This window comes from Oceanimonas sp. CAM02 (assembly GCF_032842915.1).
Taxonomy (GTDB): domain Bacteria; phylum Pseudomonadota; class Gammaproteobacteria; order Enterobacterales; family Aeromonadaceae; genus Oceanimonas; species Oceanimonas smirnovii.
This window is the reverse complement of record NZ_JAWJBK010000015.1, coordinates 1-14,509: the sequence shown is the minus strand read 5'-3', so window position 1 is coordinate 14,509 and position 14,509 is coordinate 1. Positions and strand designations below refer to the sequence as shown.

The 14,509-nt window shown below is 55.7% G+C and carries 13 protein-coding genes; 8 read left to right on the top strand and 5 right to left on the bottom strand.

Annotated elements, in window-relative coordinates:
* Nucleotides 1-57 precede the first annotated feature (57 nt).
* The 5 genes from R0I78_RS04340 (at nucleotide 58) to coaE (ending at nucleotide 5,254) form a co-directional block, all read left to right on the top strand.
* Entirely contained in the window at nucleotides 58-504 is a 447-nt protein-coding gene (locus R0I78_RS04340) for a pilin (protein ID WP_410506567.1), read from the top strand.
* Nucleotides 505-508: 4 nt separating this feature from the next.
* Nucleotides 509-2,221, top strand: coding sequence for a type IV-A pilus assembly ATPase PilB (pilB, locus tag R0I78_RS04335; RefSeq protein ID WP_317074447.1), 1,713 nt, complete (start codon nucleotides 509-511; stop codon nucleotides 2,219-2,221).
* Between the two features lie 22 nt (nucleotides 2,222-2,243).
* Nucleotides 2,244-3,470 carry a type II secretion system F family protein gene (locus R0I78_RS04330; protein WP_317074446.1) on the top strand — a complete coding sequence of 409 codons (1,227 nt, stop codon included), beginning with the start codon at nucleotides 2,244-2,246 and terminating at the stop codon, nucleotides 3,468-3,470.
* Between the two features lie 321 nt (nucleotides 3,471-3,791).
* Nucleotides 3,792-4,646, top strand: coding sequence for an A24 family peptidase (locus R0I78_RS04325; protein ID WP_317074445.1), 855 nt, complete (start codon nucleotides 3,792-3,794; stop codon nucleotides 4,644-4,646).
* On the top strand, nucleotides 4,643-5,254 hold the full coding sequence (coaE, locus tag R0I78_RS04320; RefSeq protein WP_317074444.1) for a dephospho-CoA kinase: 612 nt from the start codon (nucleotides 4,643-4,645) through the stop codon (nucleotides 5,252-5,254). The genes R0I78_RS04325 and coaE overlap by 4 nt, the downstream gene beginning before the upstream one ends.
* Here the strand turns inward: coaE and R0I78_RS04315 are convergent.
* The 5 genes from R0I78_RS04315 to trmB all read right to left on the bottom strand — a co-directional run bounded on the left by R0I78_RS04315 (nucleotide 5,244) and on the right by trmB (nucleotide 10,901).
* The gene (locus R0I78_RS04315; protein WP_317074443.1) at nucleotides 5,244-6,428 is read right to left on the bottom strand and encodes a CsgG/HfaB family protein; all 1,185 of its coding nucleotides are present in this window, start codon (nucleotides 6,426-6,428) and stop codon (nucleotides 5,244-5,246) included. The two genes, coaE and R0I78_RS04315, sit on opposite strands and share 11 nt — an antisense overlap.
* Nucleotides 6,429-6,438: 10 nt before the next feature.
* Nucleotides 6,439-7,869, bottom strand: a complete 1,431-nt coding sequence (locus R0I78_RS04310; protein ID WP_317074442.1) for a DUF6844 domain-containing protein — start codon at nucleotides 7,867-7,869, stop codon at nucleotides 6,439-6,441.
* A gap of 43 nt (nucleotides 7,870-7,912) precedes the next feature.
* Nucleotides 7,913-8,521, bottom strand: a complete 609-nt coding sequence (lpoB, locus tag R0I78_RS04305; RefSeq protein ID WP_019933125.1) for a penicillin-binding protein activator LpoB — start codon at nucleotides 8,519-8,521, stop codon at nucleotides 7,913-7,915.
* 23 nt (nucleotides 8,522-8,544) lie between these two features.
* Nucleotides 8,545-9,939, bottom strand: a complete 1,395-nt coding sequence (locus tag R0I78_RS04300) for a hypothetical protein (RefSeq protein ID WP_317074441.1) — start codon at nucleotides 9,937-9,939, stop codon at nucleotides 8,545-8,547.
* 248 nt (nucleotides 9,940-10,187) lie between these two features.
* Nucleotides 10,188-10,901, bottom strand: a complete 714-nt coding sequence (gene trmB / locus R0I78_RS04295; RefSeq protein ID WP_317074440.1) for a tRNA (guanosine(46)-N7)-methyltransferase TrmB — start codon at nucleotides 10,899-10,901, stop codon at nucleotides 10,188-10,190.
* 208 nt (nucleotides 10,902-11,109) lie between these two features.
* On the opposite strand from trmB, the gene R0I78_RS04290 reads away from it, so the two are divergent.
* From R0I78_RS04290 to R0I78_RS04280, 3 genes are all read left to right on the top strand, one after another.
* Nucleotides 11,110-12,609: an NAD-dependent succinate-semialdehyde dehydrogenase gene (locus R0I78_RS04290; RefSeq protein ID WP_317074439.1), complete on the top strand. Its 1,500-nt coding sequence runs from the start codon at nucleotides 11,110-11,112 to the stop codon at nucleotides 12,607-12,609.
* Nucleotides 12,610-12,635: 26 nt separating this feature from the next.
* Complete coding sequence (locus R0I78_RS04285) at nucleotides 12,636-14,048, top strand: aminotransferase (RefSeq protein WP_317074438.1); 1,413 nt, start codon at nucleotides 12,636-12,638, stop codon at nucleotides 14,046-14,048.
* 117 nt (nucleotides 14,049-14,165) lie between these two features.
* Complete coding sequence (locus R0I78_RS04280) at nucleotides 14,166-14,483, top strand: transposase (protein ID WP_317074437.1); 318 nt, start codon at nucleotides 14,166-14,168, stop codon at nucleotides 14,481-14,483.
* Nucleotides 14,484-14,509: the final 26 nt, after the last annotated feature.

Here is a 14,509-nt window from a genome sequence, read left to right as displayed (position 1 = left end):
ATAAGACGGGTAAAACAAAACAGATACCCGTTTGTCAGGCGTTTCAAGGAAGAAGTCATGATGAACCATAAACCAAGCTGCCCTCAGTCCGGCTTTACCCTGATTGAACTGATGATAGTGGTTGCCATTGTTGCCATTCTGGCGGCAGTGGCACTGCCCGCTTACCAGACCTACACTCAGCGCGCCAAATTTACCGAAGTGATTGCCGCCACCGGGGCAGCAAAAACAGCTGTTGAAGTATGTATTCAGTCAGGAAGAACACAAGCAGACTGTGTTACGTTGGGAAATGCAGCAGCTGGAACAAACAACGTACAAACTAAATTGGTGGATAGCGTTGTAGTTGCTAATCCTTCCGATGGAACTTTAACCATTACCGCTACAGCAACAAATAATGGTGGCCTTAATGGCTCCAACTTCATTATGAGTGGAACAGTAAGTAACAACCGAATCACTTGGGAACAGCCAGAGTCAAACTCTACGTGCATTGTCAATGGCTTGTGCTAACCCTATGAGCACCTTCACTTCTCCCTCCAGCAGCGGCCTTGCCAGAAGCCTGGTGGCGGCGGCCCTGCTGTCTGCCGAAGAGCTGGAGCTGGTACAGGAGCAGGCCAGAAAAGAAGGCAGGCCGCTGGGCTCGGTGCTGGTAGAAAAGCAGTGGCTGTCTTCCGAGGAGCTGGCGCGCTTTTGTGAGCGTGAGTTTATGCTGCCGCTGAGCAATCTGCATGATTTCGATATCAAGCAGATTGCACCTGAATATCTGAGCATGGATCTGATAGAGCATCACCATGCCATTCCGGTGCTGCTGGAAGACAAAGTCCTTTACCTGGCCATGTCTGACCCCACCAATATAGGTGCACTGGAAGACTTCAGCTTTCGCTTTAATCTGGTCACCGATGCCCTGCTGGTAGAAGAAGGCAAGCTGCAGGCATTACTACAGCAGCTGCAGCAGCAACATGGTGCCGGGCTGGAGTTTGAACATACCCTTGATGATGATATTGCCGCCCTTGAACAGGATGAACAAAACGCCTGGCAGGAAAAGGACAGGATCAGCGCCGATGATGACGCGCCCATTGTGCGCTATATCAACAACATCATGATCAATGCGGTACGCAAGGAAGCGTCCGATCTGCACTTTGAGCCCTATGAACGTTTTTTTCGTATTCGCTTTCGCATTGACGGCATACTGCACGAAGTGGCATCGCCGCCGGTGCAGCTGGCGGCGCGCCTGGCTGCCCGGCTCAAGGTAATGGCAAAGCTCGATATCGCAGAGCGGCGCTTGCCTCAGGATGGCCGTATCAAACTGCACTTGTCCGGCTCAAAATCCGTCGACATGCGAGTGAACACACTGCCCACCCAATGGGGAGAAAAGGTCGTCATTCGTCTGCTCGACAGCGCTGCCACCCGCCTTGGCATTGAGCAGCTGGGGCTGACTGACGCGCAGAAAACCTTATATCTGCAGGCATTACAGCGCCCTCAGGGCATGATACTGGTCACCGGGCCCACCGGCTCGGGCAAAACCGTGACACTGTATACCGGCCTGAGTATTCTCAATCAGGTCACTGCCAATATTTCTACTGCCGAAGACCCTATTGAAATTAATCTGCCGGGTATCAATCAGGTACAAATTAATCCCAAAGTCGGATTGAGCTTTGCCTATGCATTGCGGGCATTTCTACGGCAGGACCCCGATATTATTATGGTGGGCGAAATTCGTGATCTGGAAACCGCTGAAATTGCTGTGAAGGCAGCACAAACCGGTCATCTGGTGCTTTCTACGCTGCATACCAACTCGGCGGCAGAGACCCTGACCCGCCTCAGCCATATGGGGCTGCCCGCTTACAATATTGCTTCATCCATCAGCCTGATTATTGCCCAGCGCCTGGCCCGTAAACTCTGTGTTCATTGCCGGGAGCCGGAACAGCTGTCCCCCGGGCAACTGAGCCAGCTTGGCTTTACGCCTGCACAGCAGGCCAGTGGCATCACACTTTATCGCGCCACAGGCTGCGACCAGTGTACAGATGGCTATAAAGGGCGCACCGGGGTTTATGAAATCATGACCATGAGTGAGCAGCTGGCTGAGCTGATTATGAACAATGCCGGTGCCCTTGCCATTGCACGGGCGGCACAGCAGGAGGGGATGATCTCATTACGCCACTCGGCGCTGGCCAAGGCAGGCCAGGGGCTGATCAGTCTGGCTGAGGTAAACAGAATTACCGGATAATGCCGTTCACGGGGAGCTGAACATGGCCGACACCAACGCATTCCGAGTGTACTCGTATAAGTGGGAAGGCATTAATCGTCAGGGCCGGAAAACAACAGGTCTGCTGCAGGCAACCGATGTCAGATCGGCCCGCCGTGAACTGCAACGCCAGGGCGTAAACACGCTTAAAATTAAACGTCAGCGGCAGGGGATGCTGGCGCGTTACAGCAACATTATCAAGGCTGCCGATATTGCCATTGTTACCCGCCAGATTGCCACCATGCTGGAAGCCGGCGTGCCTCTGGTGCAGACACTGCAGATTATTGCCCGTTCTTCGGGAAAGCCGGCACTGCGGGAGCTGGCCAGCGCGCTGGCTGCAAACGTGGAAGGCGGCACACCGCTTTCTGAGGTATTAAGAAAATATCCGCATTACTTTGATACTCTTTATTGCGATCTGGTGCATTCCGGTGAGCAGACCGGGGCACTTGAGCATATTTTTGATCGTATTGCTGTGTACCGGGAAAAAGCCGAAACCATCAAATCCAAAATTCGCAAGGCCCTGTTTTATCCCGCCCTGATTGTGCTGGTGGCCATGGCCGTCACGGCAATTTTACTGCTGTTTGTTATTCCCCAGTTTGAAGATATATTTGCCGGTTTTGGCGCTCCCCTGCCCCTGTTTACACAAATGGTGATCAGCCTGTCGCGCTGGTTACAGCAGTATTGGCTTTATATAGTAACCGGCGTCATTGTGGGTATTTTGCTGTATATTCAGGCCTGGCGGCGTTCACAAAAAGTGCGCAATATGACAGACCGCTTTTTGCTGCGCCTGCCCGTTGTGGGCACCATTTTGCATAAGGCAGCCCTGTCTCGTTTTGCCCGCACGCTGGCCACCACTTTTACCGCCGGCATTCCGCTGGTCGAAGGGCTGGTGTCGGCCGCCGGTGCCTCTGGCAATGTGGTGTACCGGCGGGCGGTGATGAAGATGCGTGATGAGGTTATTGCCGGTATGCAGATTAATCTGGCCATGCGCACTACCCGGTTGTTTCCGGATATGGTGGTGCAGATGGTAATGATTGGTGAAGAATCGGGAGCCATTGACACCATGATGCACAAAGTGGCCACCATTTATGAGCGTGAAGTGGACGATGCCGTAGACGGGCTGTCGAGTCTGATTGAACCTTTGATTATGGTGGTGCTGGGCATTCTGGTTGGCGCTCTGGTCATTGCCATGTATCTTCCCATCTTTAACCTGGGCAGTGTGATACGCTGAATTCAACTTGCCTGTTGGGCCATACGAGTTCGTCGGACAAAGGGCACTACTTCGCCGACACGCCGTGAACCCCTCCTTGTCAGGCACCGAGTTGACTGTCAGTATTCTGCAGACAGCTCTGCAACATCACGAAACGGCAGCGTGGATTACCGGAGCCGGCCATCAAATGCCAGGGATGGCATTTACTGAGCGCCCCATGGATGGGCCTGAAGCGTGCCGGCGGAGAGTAACCGCGCTGTCGCTTCGCACTGCGTTCGCTCAGGCAATTTGCAACGATAAGTCGGGTAAAAGCCGAGAGAAAATAATGATACTGGAAACCTCATGACCCAACTGCTCGACCATACTTATCTGCTTTATATTGTGATCCCCCTGCTCGGCCTGCTGGTGGGCAGCTTTCTTAATGTGGTGATTCACCGGCTGCCGCTGATGATGCAGCGAGAGTGGCAGCAGGAATGCGCCGCATTAAATGAACAGCCGGTGGTGGAGCAGGCTCCCTTTAATCTGTGTATGCCCCGCTCGCGCTGCCCGCACTGCGAACACCCGCTGGCGGCCAGAGATAATATTCCCCTGCTCAGCTGGCTGTGGCTGAAAGGCCGGTGCCGCTATTGCCGCGCGCCTGTAGCCAAACGTTATCCGCTGGTAGAGCTGACCTCGGCCCTGCTGGCAGGGCTGGTGCTGTGGCGCTTCGGGCCCGGAGCGCAACTGGTGGCGGCGCTGGTGTTCAGCTGGGTGCTGCTGTGCATGACCCTGATTGATCTCGATCACCTGCTGCTGCCCGATAACCTGACCCTGCCGCTGCTGTGGCTGGGCCTGCTGCTGAATGTGGGCGAACTGTTTGTATCCCTGCCGTCGGCGGTGATTGGCGCTGCGGCCGGTTACGGTATTTTATGGAGCCTGTTCTGGCTGTTTAAACTGGCCACCGGCAAGGAAGGCATGGGCTATGGTGACTTCAAACTGCTGGCTGCCATTGGTGCCTGGTTTGGCTGGCAAAGTCTGCTGCCGGTGCTGTTGCTGGCGTCCTTTACCGGTGCCGTGCTGGGCCTCGGCCTGATGGCATTGCGTCGCCTGAATGAAGATCGCGTGCTACCCTTTGGTCCGGCGCTGGCACTGGGGAGCTGGTGTTATCTGATGTGGGGGACGGAAGTGGTGGACCTGTACTGGAGTATTGCGCTGTGACTTATGTAATTGGCCTGACCGGCGGTATTGGCAGCGGAAAAAGCACAGTAGCCAGCCTGTTTGCCGGGCTGGGCGCAGACATTATTGATGCGGATATTATCGCCCGCGAGGTGGTGGCCCCCGGCGAGCCGGCACTGGCCGCCATTGCCCATCATTTTGGTGCCGGTATCCTTGCCGGGAATGGCGAACTGGACAGGCGCGCCCTGCGGGCCCGGGTGTTTGACAACCCGCAGGAAAAGGAGTGGCTCAATGCCCTGCTGCACCCGGTTATTCGCGAGCGCATGGTGGCCGCCTGTGCCGCCAGCACGTCCCCTTACTGCCTGCTGGTGGTACCCCTGCTGGTAGAAAACCAGCTTACCAGCCTGTGCCACCGGGTATTGGTGGTGGATGTCAGCCCCGAGACTCAGCTTGCGCGCACGGTAAAGCGGGATAACGCCAATGAAGCACAAATTCGCGCCATTATGGCCGCTCAGGCCAGCCGTGAACAACGGCTGGCCGCCGCCGACGATATTATCAACAACAACAGCCCCGACCAGGCGGGGCTGTTGAAAGAAGTGCAGCAGCTGCATCAATACTACCTGACACAGGCTCAGGCCATTACAGAATAACGCCGCCGCCTTCAGCAGTTTGCGTATTCTGTTTGGCCGGGGCACTGGTGGTGCGCTGGCGCGGTGCCGGCTTACGGGCCGGGGCCTTGGCCGGACGCACTATCTGGCCTTTCTCCACCAGGCTGGCTTCTCCTTCCACCAGAGTGGCATAGGCCATTTTGGGCTTGACCGTGGTAATGCGAATTTTACCAATGGCCGCTTCATCCTGCCCCAGCACTTCGCCGGTGTAAGGATCCACCAGTTTTTCACCCAGGCTGTATACCGTAAAGTAGCTGCCGGATTTCAGGGTTTTACCACCCTGATTAATAATAATCCGGTCTCCGGTGACGCTGATCACCCGCAGCGGATAGATATTATCCATCGACTCCTGGAAAATTTTGTTAACCGCCTGATTAATCAGACCATTCAGATTACCGTTGCTGGCACTCAGACTCACGGTATCGGACCATTTCACCTGCCGCGTGGGCACTTCAATAATCTGATAGCGCACCTTGAGCGCACTGCGGGCATAATGGTTTACCTCGCCGGTCATGGCCACCGTCTCGGACCAGCGCCGGGTGCTGGCATTTTCAACCTTGCCCACCAGCATATAGTCCAGCCCCAGCACCTGCCCCATGCGTGCTTTTTCGGTCAGCGCCGTATCATCACTTTCCCACAGCTGACGTTCTTGCTGATAAGCCTGATCCTGCTCTCTGTCCAGCACCGCAAAACGGCGGCTTTGGGTATACAGATCCTGCAGCTCACGGCTGAAGGTGGCTCCATGGCGGCCTTTGAACGGCAGCACCGCCAGCTTGCGCCGGCTGTCGGCAGACATGCCTGCTGGCTTGTAGCGCAGCACATTAACGTGCAGCTCTACCCGGCAGCCGGTTTCATCACAGTGCTGCGACAGCATCTGATAGCTGTCTACCATGCCCTTGGCGGCCATGCGGCCGTCACGCTGAGTGTGAGTCAGGCTTTCGGTTTCGCCATTTTTCTTATGCAGCAGCTGCTCAACCTGCTGTGAGCTGTTGATATCTACGCCATTGACCTGACGCACCGCTTCTATCAGCGCATTTTCTACCGCCAGCTGCTCGGTAACACCATGGCCGGTGACCTGTACCGGCGTCACATTTGCCTGAGCCATTCCAGACAAAAATAATAAAGGCAGCAAGGCTGCCAGTAACCACTTTTTCATCACATCACCCTCAGAAGTCCGACACATCCATCATGTCCAGGCTGGCTCCCTGATTGCTGCCGCCCTGATAGCCTGCCGCGCCTTTCTGCCCCGGCACCTTGCCGGCCTTGAAAGTGCGCATGGCCTGCTCTTTCTGAGGATGCCAGGCCACCACTACACCATTGATTTCACGGTCTGAAGTAGGATGCTTGTGGGTCCAGCGCTTGGCCACCTGCAGCCCCACCAGGCCTTTCACTGATGAGCTCATGCGCGACATTTGCCGGGTTTCCTTGAGCAGCTTGGTGGTCAGCTCATCTACGGTTTCTTCGCCTTCGTCCGTTTTGGTCAGCGTTGCATTTTCTTCACGACTCTGGCCCGTGGTGACTTCGGCACTGACAGTGCCATAGAGGTTGTAGGCTTCAGAAATATGGGCATAAGCGGCTTGTTCGGCTTCAATAAAGGCAAAATCCCGGTTGTCATTGCACTCTTCATAATCCACCGGGTTACAGTCGTTGCCGGCCATGCCAAACGACACCAGCATGGGATAACCCTGCTCGTCATGCAGCAACTTGACGCCGTATTCATACATCAGGTTGGCTTTGTTGGACTCAAGAAACTGGTCCAGATTAATGCCGCGCTTTTCCGGCTCGGCTTGTACATGACCTTTGCTCTGCTGCAAAGAAGCCAGCACATTTTTCATTTTATTGGAGGTAGACAACACCGCCGCCACGGCCGTATTACCGTTGTCGTCGGTAATTTCAAACGTGCGGATGATCATGGCACCGCTGATTTCACCCCGTGAGCGAGTCCCCACAGTGCGGCTGATGGCCTTGCGCATCATCAGCTTGCGCTTGGACGGAGGCGCAGCATTATATTCCTGAGGATCCACGCCCAGCTCTACCAACTTTTGGCTCAGTGACGCATCGGCTACCGCCACCACCTTGTCGAACATGGCTTCCAGTTTGCTGCTTTGCTGCAATTCTTCAGGCGTAAACTCCGGCTCTTTGCTGGTTTTAAATGCTTCCCGCATGACCTCGGACGAAATATCAATATAGAGCTCTTTGATTAAGGCTTCCCGCGCCTTGGTTTGCGCCTGCAGATAAGCAATATTGCGGGCATCAGCCCAGTCCGGTGAGGTAGGTGCACGGCTGACATCAGCTACGCCATATTGCAGGAATACTTCCTGGCCACGGCCCTGACGCTGATAGGCTGCTTTACGCTCGCGCACATATTTGTCGGCCTGCTCCTGCACGTACAGGTGGGCGTTATCAATGCCACGCTCGGCAGATTTTACAATTTCCAGCTCGGTCTGCGCCGGAGCCGCCGGCTCATCCACCACTTCTGCAGCCGGTGGCGGTGCCGTAACCGGTGCCGGTGCATTGGCCGGAGCAGGCTCATTCTGAGCGTGTGCGGCAGGAATCATGGCCAGCAGCAAACAGGCCGCAAGATACTGTTGTTTCATTCATTTATCCCTAAAAACAACGGGGCCATCAGGCCCCGTGCCATTACCAGGTAACAGTGCGGCTGTCACCGCGCTTGATGATGGGGTATTCGCCTTCCCAGTAGGCCAGGCCGTTTTCCAGATTGGTCAGGGTCAGCTGGAAGTAGTAGTCGGACTGCTGAGTACGGCGATCCACCCGGTTATTACGCTGAATGATTTTGCCGCTCAGGCTGAAGTCGGGGGCAATCACCGCATTGTTGCCCTTTACGGTGCTGCGTTTGACCATGGAGGATTTGCGCAGCTCACGCACCTGCTGGGTCATGGCGTCTTCCGGCCCGTTCAGACCGATGGCCGTGGTGGTAATGAATTTGCCGCTTTGCAGCAGGCTGACCCGGATTTTCTTGGTCAGCTGATCGGTATCAATACGCTGAGTGGTATCGTTGATCATGGAAGAGACCGCCATGACATAGCGGCCGCCCTGAGATGCCTTGGGGTGTACCAGCAGCGGGCTGGCAACCATGTCATCCACCGCCTGAGACGCCGCCTTCTCAAAGTCTTTATAATCCAGGCCCATCACTACTGTCTGGTCTTCACCCGGGTTAACATAATGGGCCGTAGTGGCACAGCCAGACAGGGCAGCCATCAGGATCACGGCGGACATTTGCTTTTTCATTGTGCTCTCTCTTGTATTTGCTTTTACAGATTCATCACTTCAACCTGGGGAGTCTGCATGGGCGAGGTTGCCTTTACATACACCAGGTGAAAGCGGCTTTCAGGATCCAGGGTGACATTCAGCGGCTGATCCAGCTCCGCAACCTTAATATTCAGCTTACCGTTCGACGGACGCTGCACCCGCGCCAGCTGCCACTCTTTGGGCAGTGCACTCCAGTCGCGAATATCAGCCCCGGTTGTGGCGGCCTGAGTCAGGCCGGCGGCCAGACCCAGCAGCTGGTTTTGATCCTGCAGCTGTTTCTGGGCCACGGTTTTAAGGGTGGCGCGAATGACTTCGCGGCTCAGAATGTAGGGAAACTCGGTTTTAAACTCGGCCTGAATAATGCGGTCCATGCTGGCCAGAGGGCGGGTTTTTACCGGGCCCATCTGCAGATTGCTGAAAGCCGGCTCACGGTCTACCAGCTTAGGCAAGGCAATACCGCTGTAACTGACATTGGAGGTGAGCACAAACAGCGGCAAATCAATGCGGAACTCTTCTTTTTTGCTGCCCAGACCGTTTTCAAACAACACCCACACAGTGGGTTTCTGGCGCTCCATCGACTGACCACGGCGCAGCGCATTGGCCATGTTCATGTCGGTTTTCACATCGGCGTGCTTGGTCAGTCCATATACTCGCTTGAAACTGTCATGAGCCTTGCTGTAATCACTCTTGTCCTGAGCCTTGAGCATGAAATACAGTCCATGCATATAAGTGGCAAAGGGGTTTACATAACCGTCGTAGGCCTGCCACTCAGACAAGTCAACGCCCTGCTGGGCCAGTAACGGATCGGCCGCTTCCAGCGTGCGATTTACGTTTTCCTTATCGACTTTTTCTTCTTCCTCGGCCAGCTCTTCTTTCTGTGCTGCAATTTTGGCGGCGAAATGTTCCGCGGCACGGCGTTGCCGGTCTTCAGTGCGGTTCCACTCAATACGGGCATTGGCATAGTCGCCCTGTGCCATAAAGTTAAGGGCTTTATAGGTATTGAGCATGACGCCGTCATACTGGGTCTGGGTATAACTGGTAATGCTGTCATTCACCAGCATGGAGCCGGCAAGCTCAACGCCCTGCATCAGCACATGCTTGGTATCTTCATCCTTCATGCCGTGCTCGGCCTGATCAAACAGGCTGTTGGAGCGGGCGTATATTTTCTCCTGGCGCATCAGGCTGGCTGCCTGCAGTGACCATAACAGGTCATCGGCCCTGCCTGTGTCATCCAGACCTGAGTGCTGCTCGGCAATGGCAAGCGCATCGAGACTGCGGCCTTCAGCCAGCGCCTGGTCAAAATCACCGAATTTGTTTTTCTGATAAGCCGTGGTACAGCCAGACAACAGCAGTATGCCTGCCAGGGCGAAGGGAAATTTTCCTGCGAGGGGATTCATTATGCGCTCTTCCGTGCGTTTTTAATTAAAGTTAATAAGTGCGTCTAAAACTGACGCAGCATATTAAACACAAAAAGAGGACCTGTTTGAACTGTTCGTTAGTATTAAAATGATATTATTGCGATGAAATATCAGAAATTAAGCAAAAAATCGCCATATAGAAGAAAAGTGCAACACAGAACTGCTTACATAACGAAACAGGGCCGGCAATGCCGACCCTGTTACTTGAGCGCAGGAATAACCTTGCGTTATGACGTACGGGTAAAAATCAGATCCCAGACGCCATGGCCCAGTCGGTGGCCGCGCTGTTCAAACTTGGTCAGCGGGCGGTAATCGGGGCGCGGCATATAGTCGCCGGAAGCAGCAGCATTGGTATAACCCGGCGCGGCCTGCATCACTTCCAGCATATGTTCGGCGTAGTTTTCCCAGTCGGTGGCCATGTGGAATTCACCGCCGATTTTCAGCTTGCTGCGAACCATTTCCACAAACTCGGGGCGTACTATGCGGCGTTTGTGATGACGTTTTTTGTGCCAGGGATCCGGGAAAAACAGCTGCACTCTGTCCAGGCTCTGCTCGGGCAGCATTTGTTCAAATACTTCCACCGCATCGTGGCACATCACCCGCAGATTGGTCAGACCGGCTTCCGCCGCGCCCATTAAACAGGCACCCACACCCGGCGTATGCACTTCAATCCCGATAAAGTCCTGCTCCGGTGCCGCTGCGGCCATTTCCACCAGGGATCCGCCCATGCCAAAGCCAATTTCCAGCACTCGCGGGGCGGTGCGGCCAAATACCGTGTCCAGGTTCAGCAGCTCACCACTGAATTCAATGCCCATCACCGGCCATTGCTCTGCCATGGCTTTTTCCTGCCCCTTGGTCAGGCGGCCTTCCCGGCGCACAAAGCTGCGAATTTTACGTTGGCGCAGCTCTTCTTCGGTCTGAGCGGGCTTGTGTTCTGTCATTTTGTTTCTCCGGCGAGCAATGAAGAGCGAATTATCCAAAGTTAGGGCCAAGGTGCAAGCCGAAATACACCGGCAAAAAAAGCCGGTGTTTTTTCGGCACTTTCAAAAAAAACACAATGCCGTTGCCGCCATTACCAAAAAAACAGCCAGCGCCTGCCGCCTAGACTGAACACATCAGTAAAAACCCGACCCATGCAGGAGATCGCTTATGACCGCCATGGAACGCCTTATGCCCAACGGCAAAGTGACCGATGCCCTTATGCCCTACCTGCAAGACCCGCGTCTGGTGCGGGAGCTGGCCTACATTAACGGCCAGTGGGTGCACAGCCAGAGTGACCTGCCGGTGTTCAACCCGGCCACCGGAGATGTGATTGGTCATGTGCCCGAGCTTGACGCCGGGCATGCCACTCAGGCAGTGGATGCCGCTCAGGCCGCCTTTGGCCCCTGGGCCGGCCTGATGGCCGATGAAAGAGCCGCCCTTCTGCTGCGCTGGCATGACCTGATCCTGGAGCACAAGGAAGATCTGGCCACCCTGATGGTGCTGGAGCAGGGCAAGCCCCTGCAGGATGCCAGAGGCGAAATTGATTATGGCGCTTCTTTTATTCGCTGGTTTGCCGAAGAATGCCGGCGCGCCTATGGCGACACCATTCCCGGTCATATTGCCGGCGCACAGCTACTTACCCTGCGCGAGCCCGCAGGGGTAGCGGCGCTGATCACGCCCTGGAACTTTCCTCATGCCATGATCACCCGCAAGGCCGCGGCCGCTCTGGCCATTGGCTGCACTGTGGTGATTAAGCCTGCCAAAGAAACACCTTTTTCAGCCCTGGCGCTGGCAGAGCTGGCAGAGCGGGCCGGCTTTGCCCCCGGGGTTATGAATGTGCTCACCGGCCCGGGCAAGACGCTGGGCGATGCTCTGTGCGCCGACAACCGGGTGCGGGCGCTGTCGTTTACCGGCTCTACCGGGGTGGGCAAGCAACTGCTGCAAGCCTGCGCCGGCACCGTAAAGAAATGCGCCATGGAGCTGGGCGGCAATGCGCCCTTTATTGTGCTGCCCGATATGGATATACAGGAAGCCGCCAAAGCGGCCGTGGCCGCCAAGTTTCAGACCGCCGGTCAGGATTGCCTGGCCGCCAACCGCATTCTGGTGCCCCAAAGCCAGTATGAAGAGTTTCTCGATGCCTTTGCCGGCGAAATGGCGCGCATTCGGGTGGGTAACGGCCTCACCGCCGGCACCACCATGGGGCCGCTTATCCACCGTAAGGCTGCGGATAATGCCCAACGTCTGGTGGACGATGCGCTGGCCAAGGGTGCCCGGCTGTTTGCGGGCAGCCAGCAGGCCGTGCCCGGTGAAAACTTTTTTATGCCGGTGCTGCTGGCGGATGTAACGCCTGCCATGCGGGTGTTTCGCGAAGAAACCTTCTGTCCGGTCGCCGCCGTACTGCCTTATTCAAATACAGACGAGGTGCTGGCCCTGGCCAACGACACTGAATATGGCCTGGCCGCCTACATATTTGGCCATGACCAACGGCTGATCTGGCCACTATTGCAAGGGCTTGAGTTCGGCATGGTGGCAGTGAACTCGGTAAAAATGACCGGCCACAGCATTCCCTTTGGCGGCGTTAAACATTCGGGCCTGGGCCGGGAAGGCAGCCGCCACGGCTTTGATGATTTCAGCAACATAAAATACGCCTGCCTGGGCGGGCTTTAATCGCGTATTTTTGAAGGAGGTTTATCATGACCATCAACACCAAACAGTGGCTTGAAACCGATCGCAATACCATTTTTCACGCCTCCACTCCTCTTGGCCAGTATGCCCGGGGCGAAATGGGCGGACGCATTATTACCGGTGCCGAAGGCATTCGCATTAAAGACTCAGAAGGCATTGAGCTCATTGACGCCTTTGCCGGCCTCTATTGCGTCAATATCGGCTATGGCCGCATGGAAATGGCCGAGGCTCTTTATGAGCAGGCCAAAAAGCTGGCTTATTACCACACCTATGTGGGCCACAGCAGCGAGGCACTGATTGAGCTGTCCAGCCGTATTCTCGACAAGGCCCCCGCCGGCATGAGCAAGGTGTATTACGGTCTGTCGGGCAGTGATGCCAACGAAACCCAGATCAAACTGGTGTGGTACTACAACAACGTGCTGGGCCGGCCACAGAAGAAAAAAATCATCTCCCGGGAGCGGGGTTATCATGGCTCTACCATCGCATCCGGCTCGCTCACCGGCCTGCCGCTGTTTCATGCTCACTTTGACTTGCCGCTGGAGCGCATTCATCACACGGTGGCCCCCTGTTACTACCGTCGTGAAGACAGTGCCATGAGCGAGCAGGACTTTTCCCGCTGGTGTGCCGAGCAGCTGGAAGCCAAAATTCTGGCGGAAGGGCCGGATACGGTGGCCGCCATGATTGCCGAGCCGGTGCTGGGTACCGGTGGCATAGTGCCGCCGCCGGCGGGCTACTGGGCCGAAATTCGCAAAGTACTCGACAAATATGAAGTACTGCTGATTGCCGATGAAGTAGTGTGCGGCTTTGGCCGGCTGGGGGCCGAGTTTGGCTCCATTTATTACGATATGCAGCCGGATCTGATGACCATTGCCAAGGGCCTGACCTCGGCCTATCAGCCGCTGTCCGGCGTGATAGTGGGAGACAGAGTCTGGCAGACCCTGGAGCGGGGCACCGACGACTGGGGCGCTATCGGCCATGGCTATACCTATTCCGGTCATCCCATGGGGGCAGCGGCGGCATTGTGCAACCTGGATATTATTGAGCGGGAAAACCTGGTAGGCAACGCCGAAACGACCGGTGCTCACCTGCAGCAGCGCATGCAGGCGGCCTTTGCTCATCATCCGCTGGTGGGTGACTGCCGCGGCATAGGCCTGCTGGCGGCACTGGAGTTTTCTGCCGATCCGGCCAAGCGTACGCCGCTGGATCCTGCCCTCAAGGTAGGCCCGCGCATTGCTGCCGCCTGCCTGGAGCAGGGGCTGATTGCACGGGCCATGCCCCACGGCGATATTCTGGGCTTTGCCCCGCCGCTGGTGGTCACTCCGGACGACATTGACGATATCGTTGCCCGTACCGAAAAGGCGGTGAACAAGGTGACTGACGAGCTGGTGCGTAACGGTGAATGGCGACCGGCCAGGGATTGAAGTTCAAAAAAAGTGAAGGGTGAACAGTGAACAGTGAAGAGTGAAGAGTGAAGAGTGAAAAAGGCCTGTTGGACTGGCCCGAGAAAAGTAGACACCTTCATTTAATGAGAAGGTGTTATGAAATACAAACCCCGCCGTCGCTTTAGCGACACATTCAAACGTGAGGCCGTCGAGGCCTCGCTGTCTACCACCAAGACACAAGCTCAGTTTGCTGACAAACTTGGTGTTCATCCATCCCAATTACAGCGCTGGCGTAGAGAGTGGATCATGGCCAAAAAAGCATCTGATAAAGCAGTTGAAAACACCGGACCAGAAAAAAGCTTGCAGGATCTGGAGCGTGAAAATGCTCGACTGAAGAAGCTGCTTGAACGAAAAGAGCTGGAGAACGAAATCCTAAAAAAGGCGCAAGAGTACTTCGCCAAGCACAGCAAGTAAGGTTTGCCTTTATCGAGGCCCAACGA